This is a genomic window from Streptomyces sp. NBC_00510 (assembly GCA_036013505.1).
Classification (GTDB): domain Bacteria; phylum Actinomycetota; class Actinomycetes; order Streptomycetales; family Streptomycetaceae; genus Actinacidiphila.
The window spans coordinates 3357501-3373419 of record CP107851.1 but is presented as its reverse complement, the minus strand read 5'-3'; the positions used below and the strand labels follow the sequence as shown (position 1 = coordinate 3373419).

General features: G+C 71.1%; 12 protein-coding genes (1 of these 12 running past the window's edge). 9 read left to right on the top strand and 3 right to left on the bottom strand.

Translation table 11 applies throughout. From position 1 onward, the window contains the following. Entirely contained in the window at window positions 1-3951 is a 3951-nt protein-coding gene (eccCa, locus tag OG937_14735; protein ID WUD72861.1) for a type VII secretion protein EccCa, read from the bottom strand. A gap of 296 nt (window positions 3952-4247) precedes the next feature. Between eccCa and eccD the strand changes: the two genes are divergently transcribed. The 6 genes from eccD (at window position 4248) to OG937_14705 (ending at window position 11384) form a co-directional block, all read left to right on the top strand. Beyond that, window positions 4248-5717 (top strand): type VII secretion integral membrane protein EccD, encoded by a 1470-nt coding sequence (gene eccD, locus OG937_14730; GenBank protein WUD72860.1) that lies wholly within the window; start codon window positions 4248-4250, stop codon window positions 5715-5717. A gap of 192 nt (window positions 5718-5909) precedes the next feature. Next, on the top strand, window positions 5910-6197 hold the full coding sequence (gene rpsO / locus OG937_14725; GenBank protein WUD72859.1) for a 30S ribosomal protein S15: 288 nt from the start codon (window positions 5910-5912) through the stop codon (window positions 6195-6197). 292 nt (window positions 6198-6489) lie between these two features. Next, complete coding sequence (locus OG937_14720) at window positions 6490-8715, top strand: polyribonucleotide nucleotidyltransferase (GenBank protein WUD72858.1); 2226 nt, start codon at window positions 6490-6492, stop codon at window positions 8713-8715. After that, on the top strand, window positions 8712-10088 hold the full coding sequence (locus OG937_14715; GenBank protein ID WUD72857.1) for an insulinase family protein: 1377 nt from the start codon (window positions 8712-8714) through the stop codon (window positions 10086-10088). Before OG937_14720 ends, OG937_14715 begins: the two co-directional genes overlap by 4 nt. Before the next feature lie 50 nt (window positions 10089-10138). Then, window positions 10139-10891: a 4-hydroxy-tetrahydrodipicolinate reductase gene (gene dapB / locus OG937_14710; protein ID WUD72856.1), complete on the top strand. Its 753-nt coding sequence runs from the start codon at window positions 10139-10141 to the stop codon at window positions 10889-10891. A 40-nt stretch (window positions 10892-10931) separates the two neighbouring features. Further along, complete coding sequence (locus OG937_14705; GenBank protein ID WUD72855.1) at window positions 10932-11384, top strand: hypothetical protein; 453 nt, start codon at window positions 10932-10934, stop codon at window positions 11382-11384. 13 nt (window positions 11385-11397) lie between these two features. Here OG937_14705 and argB read toward each other — a convergent pair whose 3' ends face one another. Both argB and OG937_14695 read right to left on the bottom strand, forming a co-directional pair. Beyond that, on the bottom strand, window positions 11398-12228 hold the full coding sequence (gene argB / locus OG937_14700) for an acetylglutamate kinase (protein ID WUD78740.1): 831 nt from the start codon (window positions 12226-12228) through the stop codon (window positions 11398-11400). 212 nt (window positions 12229-12440) lie between these two features. Further along, a complete protein-coding gene (locus OG937_14695; GenBank protein WUD72854.1) occupies window positions 12441-12989 on the bottom strand; it encodes a hypothetical protein in 549 nt (182 codons plus the stop codon). Window positions 12990-13156: 167 nt separating this feature from the next. Between OG937_14695 and thyX the strand changes: the two genes are divergently transcribed. From thyX to OG937_14680, 3 genes are all read left to right on the top strand, one after another. After that, entirely contained in the window at window positions 13157-13894 is a 738-nt protein-coding gene (gene thyX, locus OG937_14690; protein WUD72853.1) for an FAD-dependent thymidylate synthase, read from the top strand. A gap of 168 nt (window positions 13895-14062) precedes the next feature. Next, window positions 14063-14962 carry a 4-hydroxy-tetrahydrodipicolinate synthase gene (gene dapA / locus OG937_14685; protein WUD72852.1) on the top strand — a complete coding sequence of 300 codons (900 nt, stop codon included), beginning with the start codon at window positions 14063-14065 and terminating at the stop codon, window positions 14960-14962. A gap of 123 nt (window positions 14963-15085) precedes the next feature. Next, window positions 15086-15919 carry the start of a ribonuclease J gene (locus OG937_14680; protein WUD72851.1) on the top strand. The gene runs 852 nt beyond the window's last position, so only the first 834 of its 1686 coding nucleotides appear in the window; its start codon is at window positions 15086-15088; its stop codon lies off the right edge, out of view.

Sequence of the window (15919 nt, the reverse complement as noted above, 5' to 3'; positions counted from 1 at the left end):
TCAGCTCTCCGGCAGGAAGCCGGTCTGGATGAGCTGGTTGCCGCGGCGCCGCGTGATGAACTGCGCGCGGCCCGGGGGCAGCCTGGACGCCTTGACGTTGCCGAAGACGGGGCCCTCGCCCGGGTCGCCGGAGAGCAGCACACCGGTCGCGCCCAGCTCCTTGACGCGGGTCAGGAACGGCTCGAAGGACGACCGCGACGCACCCGAGGTGCTGCGCGACAGCACGATGCGCAGACCCAGGTCCCGGGCGAACGGCAGGTACTCCATCAGCACCTGCATCGGGTTGCCCATCGAGGTGGCGACCAGGTCGTAGTCGTCCACGAAGACCCAGGCGTCCGGCTCGGTGTACCAGCTGCGGTTGCGCAGCTGCTCGGGCGTGACGTCCTGGCCGGGCATCCGGCGGCTCATGGAACCGGCCAGCGACTCCATGACCTCCTGCAGCTGCGGGCCGGAGGCGCAGTACTTGTACATGTGGCTCTCCGGCACCTGGCCGAGCAGCGCCCGGCGGAAGTCGGAGACCACGAACAGCGCCTTGCCGGACTCGTAGCGCTCGCTGACCTGCTTGGCGATCAGCCGCAGCAGCGAGGACTTGCCCGACTCGCTCTCGCCGTAGATCACCATCAGCGGATCGGTCTCGAAGTCCACGAACACCGGGGAGAGCGTGAGCTCGTCCACGCCGATCGCGATGCCGCGGTCGGAGAAGTCGCCGCCCTTGGGCAGCTCGGTCGACGGCAGCATCGTCGGCAGCATCCGCACCTTGGGCGCGGTGGGCCCCGACCAGTTGGCGTTGACCGTGGCCACGAACTGCGCCATGCCCTCGGAGAGGTCCTCCACGTTCGAGGAGGCGTCGACGCGGGGCAGCGCCGCCAGGTAGTCCAGCTTCTCCGGGGACAGACCGCGGCCCGGCTTGCCGACCGGCACGTTCTCGGCGCGCCTGCGGTCGAACTCGGACTCCATCGGGTCGCCGAGCCGCAGCTCCAGCCGGCTGAGGACCTGGTCCCGCAGCGCGGGCCGGATCTCGGTGTAGCGGGTGGCGGTGATGACCAGGTGGATGCCGAAGCCCAGACCGCGGGTGGCGATGTCGTTGATGACCGGGTCGAGCATCTCGTAGTCGGTCTTGAAGGTGCTCCAGCCGTCGATGACGAGGAACACGTCGCCCCACGGCTGGTCGGGGAAGTGCCCCGAGGCCCGGCGGGAGCGGAAGGTGTTCATCGAGTCGATGACGTTGGTGCGGAAGAACTCCTCGCGGGCGTTGAGGATGCCGTGCACCTCGGCCACCGTACGGCGGACCTTCTCCGCGTCCAGGCGCGAGGCCACCCCGCCGACGTGCGCCAGCCCGTCCAGGGCCAGCATGCCGCCGCCGCCGAAGTCCAGTGCGTAGAACTGCACTTCCTTCGGGGTGTGGGTGAGCGCGAAGGACGCGATCAGGGTGCGCACCAGCGTCGACTTGCCGGACTGCGGGCCGCCGACGACCAGCGCGTGACCGCCGGAGCTCGACAGGTCCGCGTACATGACGTCACGGCGCTGCTCGAAGGGCTTGTCGACCAGGCCGACCGGCACCTGGAGCTTGCCGGTGGCGGTGTAGCCGTCGGCGTGCAGACCCCGCTCGGCGCTCACCGTCAGCGGCGGCAGCACCTGGTCGACGCTGAACGGCTCGTCCAGCGGCGGCAGCCACACCTGGTGGGCGGGCGGCCCCTGGCCCTCCAGCCGGCCGACGATGACGTCGAGCACGGTGTCGGCCAGCGCGTCGTCCACCTGCCCGGCGCGCGGCTGCGGCTCCGGCTCGGTGACGATGCGCACGGGCACGGGCGAGGCGGTGAACAGCACGGGGGAGCGGTCGATGCGTGCCCCGCTCGCCGTCCGCGTGCCCGGTGCCCGGTAGGTGCCGGACACGTACGCGGCCTTGAACTGCACCATCGTGTCGGTGCCGTACTTCAGGATGCCCGCGCCGGGGACGTTGGGCAGGTGGTACGCGTCGGGCACGCCGATCGCGGTGCGCGACTCGGCGGCGGAGAAGGTCCGCAGACCGATGCGGTACGACAGGAAGGTGTCCAGGCCGCGCAGCTTGCCCTCCTCCAGGCGCTGCGAGGCCAGCAGCATGTGCACACCCAGCGAACGGCCGATGCGGCCGATCTGGATGAACATCTCGATGAAGTCCGGCTTGGCGGCGAGCAGCTCGGAGAACTCGTCGATGATCAGGATCAGCGAGGGCAGCGGGTCGAGCGCCGCGCCCGCCGCGCGGGCCTTCTCGTAGTCGGTGATGTTGGCGTAGTTGCCGGACTGCCGCAGCAGCTCCTGGCGGCGGGTCAGCTCACCGGTGATGGAGTCGCGCATGCGGTCCACCAGGGTGAGCTCGTCGGCCAGGTTGGTGATGACCGCCGACACGTGCGGCATCGTGCCCATGCCGGTGAAGGTCGCGCCGCCCTTGAAGTCGGCGAGCACGAAGTTGAGGGTCTCCGAGGAGTGCGTCACGGCCAGTCCCAGGACCAGCGTGCGCAGCAGCTCGGACTTGCCGGAACCGGTGGCGCCGACGCACAGGCCGTGCGGGCCCATGCCCTCCTGGGAGGCCTCCTTGACGTCCAGCATGACCGGCTCGCCGGTCTCGCCCAGGCCGATCGGCACCCGCAGCCGCTCGTGGAGGGTCCGCGGCCGCCAGGTCCGCGCGACGTCCACCGACGAGGCGTCGCCGATCCCCATCAGGTCGGTGAAGTCCAGGTTCGCCAGCAGCGGTTCGTCGGCGTCCGCGGCGCCCAGCCGCAACGGTGCGAGCTGCCGCGCCAGCGACTCGGCCTGTACGGGGGACAGCACGTCGGGGACGCCGGTGAAGGTGCCGGCCCCGGCCTCCAGGTACAGCTGGTCGCGCCACACCTGGATGGACAGCGAGCCGCGCGCCTCGTCCAGCTCGCCGGGGACGACCTCCAGGATCGTGACGCCCTGCAGGCCTTCGGCGGAGGCGATCACCGAGTCCGCCGGCACGCCGCCGCCGTCCAGCACGATCACCACGTGCGGCTGATCCAGCACCGTCTGGCCCTCGCGGTTGAAGCGCGGCCTGCCGTCCAGCTCGTCCGCCAGCAGATCCTCGACCTCACCCAGGTCGCCGCATATCAGACGGCGCGAGCCCGCGCCGTCGTGCTCCTTGTGCTGCGCGTGCGGCAGCCACTTGACCCACTCCCACTCCGACTGCGCGCCGGGCGCCGCCACGACGGCGACGACCAGGTCCTCCGGCGAGTGCAGGGAGCACAGCTGGCCCACGATGGAGCGGGTCTGCCCGTAGACGGTGTCCGGGTCCCCGGAGACCGTCACGTGGTAGAAGGAGCGCAGGCCCACCGCCAGCGGCAGGTTGTCCAGCGAACCGTGCGCCGCGATGAACTGCTGCATCGAGTGCGCGGTCAGCGGTTCCAGCTCGTCCACCGGGGCGGTCTCCGGCGCCACCAGCGGCGTCGACAGCTGCTGGGGCCCGAGGCCCACCCGCACCTGCGCGAAGTCCGGGTCGGTAAGCCGGCGTTCCCACACCCGCGAGCCCTCGGTGACCAGCGCCCACAGCTGTTCGGGCGCGGGGTGCAGGTAATACTGTGCGTCGCGCTGCTTGCGGGCGGTCTTGCGCACCCCGCGGCGTATCTGCGCCAGGTACTTCAGGTAGTCCCGGCGGGCCTCCGCCATCTGCCCCGACGGCCCCTTGCGGGAGCGCACGATCTGGGCCACCACCATCGCCACGGTGGAGCCCATCATGAGCACGCCCATGACCTTCATGAACCCGCCGGAGGTCCCCGACCCCGTCGGCAGGAAGAAGAACGCCGCCGACGAACCCATGCCGAGCATCGGCAGCAGATTCATCAGCAGGCCCTGGTCCTCGCCGCGTGGCAGTTCGGGCGGGGCTTCGAGCCGTACCTCCTCATTCGGCACCTCCGGCGGGTAAACCCGCGGCGGGCGCTTGATGACGACCACGCTCACCGATGCACCAGTCCTTCACGCGAATCGCAGTTTCGGGCCGCCCCCGTGGCGACGGTCCCCCGTATGACACGTCCCGGTCGCGCTCCGCCCCCGCACGGGGCGGGCATCGGACCACAGGCAGGTGGCGATCCTACTGGGCATGACAGGCACAGGGCACTGGGACGGGTGAGGGACAAGGGACTTGGGGTACCCGGTAGGGTGACGGATCGCGAAGCGCGGAACGGGGGTCCGACCCTGGACGGCCGCGTGGACCCGACCTCAACCCATCCATCACCGGACGAGGGGGACCACTCCAGGTGAGCACGATCTCAGCGACGGGATTCTGCAGAGTCACGGTGGCGGCGCCGAACAGCCGGATCGATGTGGCACTTCCGGAGGACGTGCCGCTCTCCGACATCCATCCCGAGATACTGCGCCTGTCGGGCCAGACACCCGACGAAGCCGCCCCCACCGGCTACAACTTGGTCCGCCGTGACGGGCGTGTCCTCGACGACACCCTGTCCCTGGCCGAACAGCGCGTCCACGACGGCGAGTTGCTGCTGCTGCGTCCGTTCGCGGACTCGCTGCCGCCCGCCGTGTTCGACGACGTCGTCGATGCCGTCGCCGCCGCGGTCCAGACCGACCGCCGCAGCTGGAACGACGGCCTCATGCGCGGCGTGGGCCTGACCGCGGGCGTCATCCTGCTCGCCCTCATGGCCTTCGTGCTCTGGTTCTCCGAGCCGGTCAAGCACGACATGCACGGCCTGCCCGGCATCCTCGCCGGCGCCGCGGGCCTGGTGCTGGTGGCGCTCGCCTCGGTGCGCGCCCGCGTGTACGACGACCGGCACTCCGCCGTCGCCCTCGGCCTCGCCTCCCTGCCGCTGCTGCTCGTCGCCGGCTCCGGGGTCATGGGCGTCGGCAGGACCGAGGGACCCGGCCGGCTGCACTTCCTCATCGGCTGCGTCGTCGTGCTCATCGCCGCCGTGCTCCTCGTGCTGATGCTGCCGCAGGGGGACTCGCCGTTCGTCGCGGCCTCCTTCACCGCCGGCGTCGGCACCGTGGCCACCTTCGTGGCGATCCTCACCGATGCCGCGCCGCGCGAGGCGGCCGCCGTCACCGCCGTCGTCATGATCGCCGTCATCGGCTTCCTGCCCGGCTGGTCCGCCCGCTTCGCGCGGCTGCCCATCGGTTTCCGCTCGCCCGACCAGGTCCAGGCACGGCACCGCGGCGACGGCGACCGGCAGGGCGAGGAGGAGCCGGTCGACTTCGACCGGATCACCAACCAGGCCCGTCGCGGCCACGAGCTGCTGCTGGGCCTCGTTGGCGGCTGCGCGGCCGCGATCGTCGGCTCCGCCGGCGTCGTGCTCGGCTTCTCCGACAGCGCCTGGGCACAGCTGCTCGCCCTCGCCATGGGCCTGGCGACGCTGATGCGCGCCCGGCTGTTCCGCTACACCTCGCAGGTCGTGACGCTGATGGTGGCCGGTGTGATCACCATCGGGCTGCTGATCATCGGTCTCGCCCTCAACCTGCCGGCCGACGTCCTCACCGACCTGCTGCGCGGCAACCACTCCTCGCTCGACATCCGCACCGTGTGGCTGTCCGCCGCGGTGGCCCTGGGCGCCACGCTCCTGGTCGCGATCGCCCTCATCGTCCCGAGCAAGGGCGTCACCCCCTTCTGGGGCCGGATGCTCGACCTCGCCGAGGCGACCGTGCTGCTCTCCCTGATCCCGCTCGCCCTCGCGGTCCTCGACCTGTACGCCGAGGCCCGCGGCATGACCAGCGGCTGAGCCGGGGGACGCCCGCAAGCCGCCCGCGGTACCGCCACCCCGGCCCCGGACATCGCACCGGGCCCGGGGTGGTACTCTGTGTAACCGATGCGTCCGCCCATGCGCGGCGCGTCATGCCTTCCGAGTCATCGCAGCTTCTCCTGTGACGCAGACCAGGGGCGCTCGGAGGCACCGACACCACAAGGAGACCGTATGTCGCTCGACGTCGCGACGAAGAAGCAGATCATCGCCGAGTTCGGCACCAAGGAGGGCGACACCGGCTCCCCCGAGGTCCAGGTCGCGCTGCTCTCGCGCCGCATCTCGGACCTGACCGAGCACCTCAAGACCCACAAGCACGACCACCACTCCCGTCGTGGTCTGCTGATCCTGGTCGGCCAGCGCCGCCGCCTGCTGCAGTACCTGGCCAAGAAGGACATCCAGCGCTTCCGTGCGCTCGTCGAGCGCCTCGGCATCCGCCGTGGCGCGGCCGGCGCCCGCTGAGACGCCGTAAAGGGAGCGGTTCCCGTCCGGGAGCCGCTCCCTTGGCGTACGTACGGGACCGCGCTGGGCGCGAGACCGGGGCCGAAGCTTTGTAGTCTGGTCCCATACACAACGCCATAGAGCATGCGGAGGGAGCGTCCTCCTAAACGCCACCAGAGCCGGTCCTCGGTAGTGGCCCCCGGGCAGCACGTACGTCCCGGTGGCTTCGATCGAAGACCGGCCCGGCGGGACGCCCCTCCACCGACGGCTCCCGGGAAGACGCCCGGGGGCACGAAAGAGGAGAATCCCCATAGTGGAGAACGAGACCCACTACGCCGAAGCCGTGATCGACAACGGCAGCTTCGGCACCCGTACGATCCGCTTCGAGACGGGCCGCCTGGCCCGTCAGGCCGCCGGCTCCGCCGTGGCCTACCTGGACGACGACACCATGGTGCTGTCGGCCACCACCGCCTCGAAGCACCCGAAGGACCAGCTCGACTTCTTCCCGCTGACGGTGGACGTCGAGGAGCGCATGTACGCGGCCGGGCGGATCCCCGGCTCCTTCTTCCGTCGTGAGGGCCGTCCCTCCGAGGACGCGATCCTCACCTGCCGCCTGATCGACCGCCCGCTGCGCCCGTCCTTCAAGAAGGGCCTGCGCAACGAGATCCAGGTCGTGGCGACGATCATGGCACTCAACCCCGACCACCTCTACGACGTGGTCGCCATCAACGCCGCCTCCTGCTCCACGCAGCTGGCCGGCCTGCCCTTCTCCGGCCCGGTCGGCGGCGTCCGCGTCGCGCTGATCCGCGGGCAGTGGGTCGCCTTCCCGACCCACAGCGAGCTGGAGGACGCCGTCTTCGACATGGTCGTGGCCGGCCGCACCCTCGAGGACGGCGACGTCGCGATCATGATGGTCGAGGCCGAGGCCACCACCAAGACGATCAAGCTCGTCGAGGACGGCGCCGAGGCGCCGACCGAGGAGGTCGTCGCGGCGGGCCTGGAGGCCTCCAAGCCCTTCATCAAGGTGCTGTGCAAGGCGCAGGCCGACCTCGCCGCGAAGGCCGCCAAGGAGACCGCCGAGTTCCCGATCTTCCTGGACTACCAGGACGACGTGTTCGAGGCGCTCGAGGCCGCCGTCGCCGACGAGCTCAAGCAGGCGCTGACCATCGCCGGCAAGCAGGCCCGCGAGGCCGAGCTGGACCGCGTCAAGGGTCTTGCCGCCGAGAAGCTGCTCCCGCAGTTCGAGGGCCGCGAGAAGGAGATCTCCGCGGCCTACCGCTCGCTGACCAAGAAGCTGGTCCGCGAGCGCGTCATCAAGGACAAGGTCCGCATCGACGGCCGCGGTGTCACCGACATCCGCACCCTGGCCGCCGAGGTCGAGGCCATCCCGCGGGTGCACGGCTCGGCCCTGTTCGAGCGCGGTGAGACCCAGATCCTGGGCGTCACCACCCTCAACATGCTCCGCATGGAGCAGCAGCTGGACACGCTCGCGCCCGAGACGCGCAAGCGCTACATGCACAACTACAACTTCCCGCCGTACTCCGTCGGCGAGACCGGCCGCGTGGGCTCCCCCAAGCGCCGTGAGATCGGCCACGGCGCGCTGGCCGAGCGGGCGATCCTCCCGGTCCTGCCGGCCCGCGAGGACTTCCCGTACGCCATCCGCCAGGTCTCCGAGGCGCTCGGCTCCAACGGCTCCACCTCGATGGGTTCGGTCTGCGCCTCCACCATGTCGCTGCTGAACGCCGGTGTGCCGCTGAAGGCCCCCGTCGCCGGCATCGCCATGGGCCTGATCTCCCAGGAGATCGACGGCGAGACCCACTACGTCACCCTCACCGACATCCTCGGTGCGGAGGACGCCTTCGGCGACATGGACTTCAAGGTCGCCGGCACCAAGCAGTTCGTCACGGCGCTGCAGCTGGACACCAAGCTCGACGGCATCCCGGCGTCGGTCCTGGCCGCGGCCCTCAAGCAGGCCCGCGACGCCCGTCTGCACATCCTCGACGTGATGATGGAGGCGATCGACACTCCGGACGAGATGTCGCCGAACGCCCCGCGCATCATCACCGTCAAGATCCCGGTGGACAAGATCGGTGAGGTCATCGGCCCCAAGGGCAAGATGATCAACCAGATCCAGGAGGACACCGGCGCCGAGATCACCATCGAGGACGACGGCACCATCTACATCGGTGCCGCCGACGGGCCGTCCGCCGAGGCCGCCCGCGCCACGATCAACGGCATCGCCAACCCGACGATGCCCGAGGTCGGCGAGCGCTACCTGGGCACGGTCGTGAAGACCACCACCTTCGGTGCCTTCGTCTCCCTGCTCCCGGGCAAGGACGGCCTGCTGCACATCTCGCAGATCCGCAAGCTGGCCGGCGGCAAGCGCGTCGAGAACGTCGAGGACGTCCTCGCCGTGGGCTCCAAGGTCCAGGTCGAGATCGCCGAGATCGACCAGCGCGGCAAGCTGTCGCTGATCCCGGTCATCGAGGGCGAAGAGACCGCGGCCGACGACAAGGCCGAGGACGCGTCCGAGAAGTGACCACCGGCTCCACACGCGTGACGGCCCGCCCCTCCACCAAGGGGCGGGCCGTCCGCACGCAGACCCTCCTGCCCGGCGCCGACGGCATCGGTACGGTCCGGCGCAGCGTCCTCCCCGGGGGACTGCGCGTCGTCACCGAGACCCTGCCGACCGTGCGCTCCGCGACCTTCGGCATCTGGGTCGGCGTCGGTTCCCGCGACGAGACCCCGGCCCTCAACGGCGCCACGCACTACCTGGAGCACCTGCTCTTCAAGGGCACCGCGCGGCGCAGCGCGCTCGAGATCTCCTCGGCCATCGACGCCGTCGGCGGCGAGATGAACGCCTTCACGGCCAAGGAGTACACGTGCTACTACGCGCGTGTCCTCGACACCGACCTGCCGCTCGCCATCGACGTGGTCAGCGACATGCTGACCGGCTCCCTGATCCGCCAGGAGGACATCGACGCCGAGCGCGGTGTGGTCCTGGAGGAGATCGCGATGACCGAGGACGACCCCGGTGACCAGGTCCACGACCTGTTCGCCACCGCCATGCTGGGCGACTCCCCGCTGGGCCGCCCCGTCCTCGGCACGGTCGACACCATCAACGCCCTCACCCGGGACCAGGTCGCCCGCTTCTACCGGAAGCACTACGACCCGACCCGGCTGGTCGTCGCCGCCGCGGGCAACATCGACCACGCCACCGTCGTCCGCCAGGTCCGCAAGGCATTCGAGGACGCGGGCGCGCTCCGCGACGCCGAAGCCGTCCCGCGCCCGCCGCGCGGCGGCGCGCGCACGATCCGCGGCCAGGGCCGCGTGGAGCTGCTGGAGCGCCGCACCGAGCAGGCCCACGTCGTGCTCGGCATGCCGGGGCTGTCCCGGCACGACGACCGGCGCTGGGCGCTGGGCGTGCTCAACACGGCGCTCGGCGGCGGGATGAGCTCCCGGCTGTTCCAGGAGGTCCGCGAGAAGCGCGGCCTCGCCTACAGCGTCTACTCGTACACCTCGTCCTTCGCGGACTGCGGCCTGTTCGGCGTGTACGCCGGCTGCCAGCCGCGGCGCGTCCACGAGGTCCTGAAGATCTGCCGCGAGGAGCTCGACCAGGTCGCCGAGCACGGGCTGAGCGACGAGGAACTGCACCGCGCCATCGGTCAGTTCTCCGGCTCGACCGTGCTCAGCCTGGAGGACACCGGCTCGCTCATGAACCGGATCGGCAAGAGCGAGCTCTGCTGGGGCGAGCAGATGTCGGTGGACGCCACACTGGAGAGGATCGCCGCGGTCACCCCCGACGAGGTGCGCGCGGTCGCCCGCGACGTCCTGGGACAGCGTCCCTCGCTGGCCGTCATAGGCCCGCTGAAGGACCGGCAGGCCGCCCGCCTGCACGAGTCCGTCGTCTGAGCCTGAGCCGTACCGACCGTCTCGAACGTCTGGACCGGAGGACTGGAACGATGAGCAAGATCCGTGTGGGTGTGATCGGGGCCCGCGGCCGGATGGGCGCCGAGGCGGTCAAGGCCGTCGAGGCCGCGGACGACCTGGAACTCGTGGCGGCGATCGGCCGCGAGGACAAGCTGGAGACCCTCGCCGAGAACGGGGCCCAGGTCGCGGTGGAACTGACCACCCCGGGCTCGGTCATGGGCAACCTCGACTTCTGCCTGCGGCACGGCATCCACGCCGTCGTCGGCACCACCGGCTGGACCGACGAGCGCCTGGACACCCTGCGCGGCTGGCTCGGCGCCGCGCCGGGCACCGGTGTGCTCATCGCGCCGAACTTCGGCATCGGGGCGGTCCTGGCCATGCGCTTCGCCCGCCAGGCGGCCCGCTTCTTCGAGTCCGCGGAGATCGTCGAACTCCACCACCCGGACAAGGTCGACGCCCCCAGCGGCACCGCCGTGCGCACCGCGCAGCTCATCGCCGACGCCCGCCGCGAGGCCGGGCTCGGCGCGCAGCCGGACGCCACCGCCACCGCCCTGGACGGCGCGCGCGGCGCCGACGTCGAGGGCGTGCCCGTGCACGCGGTGCGGCTGCGCGGTCTCGTCGCCCACCAGGAGGTGCTCTTCGGCGACGCCGGCGAGGTCCTCACCATCCGTCACGACTCCATGAACCGCGGCTCCTTCATGCCGGGCGTGCTGCTCGGTGTGCGCAGGGTCGTCTCCACGCCGGGACTCACCTTCGGCCTGGAGCACTTCATGGACCTCGACTGACCGACCGAGAGACGACAGACTGAGAGCCGGTTCGCCCACCATGCGCGCAAAGATCACCTACTTCGTCCTCGCGGCCGTCCTGGTCGTGTACTTCGTGCTGGCCGGCGCCCGTGGCGTCTGGCTGATCCAGGACGGCCGCCCGGTCACGGTGGTCCTCGGCGTGGCGGTGCTCGTGCTGCCGTTGGTCGGTGTCTGGTTCCTGGTCCGCACGACGCAGTTCGCGCGCAACGCGGACCGGCTCGCCCGGGAGCTGGAGGCCGAGGGCGGCCTGCCGGAGGACGAGCTGGTGCGCACCCCGAGCGGCCGCGTCGACCGTGCCTCCGCCGACGCGGTCTTCGCCCGGCGCAAGGCCGAGACGGAGGCCGCCCCGGAGGACTGGCGGTCGTGGTTCCGGCTCGCGGTCGCCTACCACGACGCCCGCGACACCCCGCGGGCACGCAAGGCCATGCAGCGGGCGATCGCCCTGCGCGGGAAGGCGCCGCAGACGCCCTGAACGGGGCCCGGCCTCAGCCCGGCAGGACGGTCGTCCCGGCCTCCCCGGGGGCGCCGGTCAGCGCGCGCAGCAGGGCGTGCGGGGCGCGCCCGTCCAGCACCCGTGCGGTACGGACACCGGCGCGGACCGCGCGCAGGCAGCTCTCCATCTTCGGCACCATGCCGTCCCCGAGGGACGGCAGCATGCGTTCCAGCTCGGTGGCGGTCAGCCGGTCCAGCACCCGCTCCCGGCACGGCCAGTCCGCGTACAGCCCGGGCACGTCGGTCAGGACCACCAGGGCCTCGGCGCCCAGCGCGGCGGCGAGCGCGCCGGCGGCCGCGTCCGCGTTGACGTTGTAGACCTCGCCGTCCGTGCCGCGGCCGAGCGGCGAGACCACCGGGATGTGCCCGTGGTCCAGCAGCATGTCCACGGCGGCCGTGTTGACCTCCGTCACGTCCCCGACCAGGCCGATGTCCATCAGCTCCCCGCCGACCTCGGCGTACCGGCGCACCGCTGTGAGCGTGTGCGCGTCCTCGCCGGTGAGCCCGACGGCGTACGGGCCGTGCTCGTTGAACAGCCGCACCAGCTCCCGCTGCACCTTGCCGGCGAGCACCATCCGCACCACGTCCAGCGTCTCCGGCGTGGTGACGCGCTGCCCGCCCAGGAAATGCGCGGGTACGCCCAGCCGGTCCAGCTGCGCGCTGATCTGCGGACCGCCCCCGTGCACCACCACGGCCCGCACGCCGGTCCGCCGCAGCCGCACCACGTCCTCGGCGAAGGTGCGCAGCAACGACCCGTCGGTCATGGCGTGCCCGCCGAACTTCACGACGACGGTGCGGCCCCGCAGCGGTTCCAGCGCGGGCAGCGGCGCGGGAGGGGTGAGGAGCGTGTTCGGATGCGGCGGTGCGAGCAAGAGTCGCTCCAGGTCCTCGGCGGGCCGGGTCGGCCGGACGCTAACAGCCGCAGGCAAACCCCCGATGACGCCCGGCTGTCGCCTGTACGCCGTCTCCCGCCACCCGTGTGCCTCCCGGAGGGCCGGGGCCTCGTCGCACCCCTCGTCGACCGCCCGCCGAGACCTCAGCGGCTCAGCTCGGAGGCCCAGCCCTCTATGGCGTCGGCCGCCTGGTCGAAGGCCTCCGTACGGCCGAGGAAGTCCGCGTTGTGGTCGGTGAGCAGCGGTCGCAGCCGCTGGCCGTCCGCCCGCGTGACGACCAGGGCCTGGCCCTGGACGGTCCGGGGCAGCCCCAGCCACTTCACCGGCTGCTGGGCCGTACGGACGGCCCCGACCCGGTTCCAGGACAGCGTCGTGGTGTAGAAGAGCCCCACCTGCCGCAGCCCGCGCGTGCTCACCCAGAACCCCACGCGCAGCAGACGCAGCGCGCAGACGATGGCCAGCACGGCGGCGACGACCGTCGCGGCGACCCCGGGCCCGTTGCCCGCGAGCCCCATGATCACTCCCGCGATGAGCAGGTACGAGGCGAGCACCAGCAGCATCGCCGCCGTGGCGACCCGCCAGGGGCCCGGGCGGTAGGGACGGATCCACCCGTCCTGGACCCGGTGCGGAAGGGCGGCGTCCGCGGCGTACTCGTCGTGGCCGCTGTCGGCGGCGAGGAAGGGCAGAGACACATCGGTGAGGCTAGCGGGCCCCGCCGGGACCGGCCAGCAGTGGTCCGCCGGTCGTCTGCCTTGCTCCGCTTTGCGGGGGGTGGGGCCGAGTTCGACGGGTGTCGGGCGATGTCGGAGCGGGCGCATAGGCTGGGCGCCGCCCCAAGCTCCATGAGGAAGGACGCCCGGTGACCGACATCTCCGCCGACGACTCCGTGCAGTTCCGCGACGACGTGACCGTCGAGCTCGTCAAGCACAGCGCCGCCGACTCCGACGTGCTGTGGGCCGCCCGGGTCTCCACGGCCGGCGAGCAGTCCCTGGCGGAGCTGACGAAGGACCCGGAGCGCTCCAAGGGCCTGATCAATTACCTCATGCGGGACCGCCACGGCAGCCCCTTCGAGCACAACTCCATGACCTTCTTCATCAGCGCCCCGATCTTCGTCTTCCGCGAGTTCATGCGCCACCGCGTCGGATGGTCGTACAACGAGGAATCCGGCCGGTACCGCGAGCTGCAGCCGGTCTTCTACGTGCCGTCCACGGAGCGCAAGCTGGTGCAGCAGGGCCGCCCCGGGAAGTACGAGTTCGTGCACGGGTCCCCGGAGCAGCACCAGGCCGCCGTGGACGCCATGGAGGCCTCCTACCGGCATTCCTACGAGGCCTACCAGAAGATGCTGGCGGCCGGCGTCGCCCGCGAGGTCGCCCGGGCCACCCTGCCGGTCGGCCTGTTCTCGTCGATGTACGCCACCTGCAACGCCCGCTCGCTGATGCACTTCCTCGGCCTGCGCACCCAGCACGAGCTCGCCAAGGTCCCGTCCTTCCCGCAGCGGGAGATCGAGATGGTCGGGGAGCGGATGGAAGCCGAATGGGCGAAGCTCATGCCGCTCACCCACGCCGCCTTCAACGCCAACGGCCGGGTCGCTCCGTAGCAGGTCACCACTCATCCGGAATCTTCCGATTGCCGGGTTTCATGCAATTCGTCTAGTCTTCAGAAACGGATTCCGGTGCTGCTTGAACCCCCGAGCAGGCAGCGCCGGAGTCCTCATCGCAGGTCCCGAGGGGGTGTCCCGGCACCGGCACCGAGTAGCGTTGGACTCATGGCTCCGACCTCCACCCCGCAGACCCCCTTCGGGCGGGTCCTGACCGCAATGGTCACGCCGTTCACCGCGGACGGCGCCCTCGACCTCGACGGCGCGCAGCAGCTCGCCGCCCACCTCGTCGAGGCAGGCAACGACGGCCTGGTCGTCAACGGCACCACCGGTGAGTCGCCGACCACCAGCGACGTGGAGAAAGAGCAGCTCGTCCGGGCCGTACTGGAGGCGGTGGGCGACCGCGCCTTCGTCGTCGCCGGCGTCGGCACCAACGACACCCACCACACCGTCGAGCTGGCCCGCCAGGCGGAGCGCGCCGGTGCCCACGGCCTGCTCACGGTGACGCCGTACTACAACAAGCCCCCGCAGGAGGGCCTGTACCGGCACTTCACCGCCGTCGCGGACGCCACCGGTCTGCCGGTGATGCTCTACGACATCCCCGGCCGCAGCGGCGTCGCGATCGAGACCGAGACCCTCGTCCGGCTCGCCGAGCACCCCCGGATCGTCGCCAACAAGGACGCCAAGGGCGACCTCGCCGCCGCGAGCTGGGCCATCAGCCGCAGCGGCCTCGCCTGGTACTCCGGCGACGACATGCTCAACCTGCCGCTGCTCTCCGTCGGCGCCGCCGGCTTCGTCTCCGTCGTGGGACATCTGGTCAGCCCTGAGCTACGGGCCCTCCTCGAGGCGTATCTCTCGGGTGACATCCACAAGGCGGCCGAGATCCACCAGAAGCTGCTCCCGGTCTTCACCGGCGTCTTCCGCACCCAGGGCGTCATCACCACCAAGGCCGCCCTGGCCCTGCAGGGGCTGCCCGGCGGCCCGCTCCGGCTCCCGCTCGTGGAGCTCGGCGAGGCCGCGACGGCACAGCTGAAGCAGGATCTCGCCGCCGGCGGGGTACAGCTGTAACCACAGACTTAAGAACTGAATATCGCTCCATGAGGACAACGAAACAGAAAGCACGCTGTCATGCGCGCACGGTGTCCCCGGGTGTCCGCCCGGGGCCTGTGGCGTGCGTGGTGAGGAGATACTTTGAGCCATCCGCACCCTGAGCTCGGCCCGCCCCCCGCGCTGCCCGAAGGGGGTTTGCGCATCACCCCGCTCGGCGGTCTCGGCGAGATCGGCCGCAACATGACGGTCTTCGAGTACGGAGGCCGGTTGCTGATCGTCGACTGCGGGGTGCTCTTCCCGGAGGAGGAGCAGCCCGGAGTTGACCTGATCCTGCCGGACTTCACGTCCATCCGTGACCGCCTGGACGACGTCGTCGGCATCGTCCTCACCCACGGCCACGAGGACCACATCGGCGCCGTCCCCTTCCTCCTGCGGGAGAAGGACGACATCCCGCTGATCGGCTCGAAGCTGACCCTGGCCCTCATCGAGGCCAAGCTCGCCGAGCACCGCATCCGCCCCTACACCCTCGAGGTCGCCGAGGGGCAGCGCGAGCGCATCGGGCCCTTCGACTGCGAGTTCGTGGCGGTCAACCACTCCATCCCCGACGCCCTCGCGGTCGCCATCCGCACCCCGGCCGGCATGGTCGTGCACACCGGCGACTTCAAGATGGACCAGCTGCCGCTCGACGGCCGGCTCACCGACCTGCACGCCTTCGCGCGCCTGTCGGAGGAGGGCATCGACCTGCTGCTCTCCGACTCCACCAACGCGGAGGTGCCCGGCTTCATCCCGCACGAGCGGGACATCCTGCCGGTGCTGCGCCAGGTATTCGCCAAGGCCGAGAAGCGGATCATCGTGGCCAGCTTCGCCAGCCACGTCCACCGCATCCAGCAGGTCCTGGACGCGGCCCACGAGCGCGGCCGCAAGGTCGCCTTCATCGGCCGCTCCATGGTCCGCAACATGGGCATCGCCCGTGAC

Excerpts from the sequence above, each read along its gene's own strand:
- rpsO (WUD72859.1), top strand. The coding sequence starts at position 5,910 with ATGTCGCTCGACGTCGCGACGAAGAAGCAGATCATCGCCGAGTTCGGC.
- dapB (WUD72856.1), top strand. The coding sequence starts at position 10,139 with ATGAGCAAGATCCGTGTGGGTGTGATCGGGGCCCGCGGCCGGATGGGC.
- OG937_14705 (WUD72855.1), top strand. The coding sequence starts at position 10,932 with ATGCGCGCAAAGATCACCTACTTCGTCCTCGCGGCCGTCCTGGTCGTG.
- dapA (WUD72852.1), top strand. The coding sequence starts at position 14,063 with ATGGCTCCGACCTCCACCCCGCAGACCCCCTTCGGGCGGGTCCTGACC.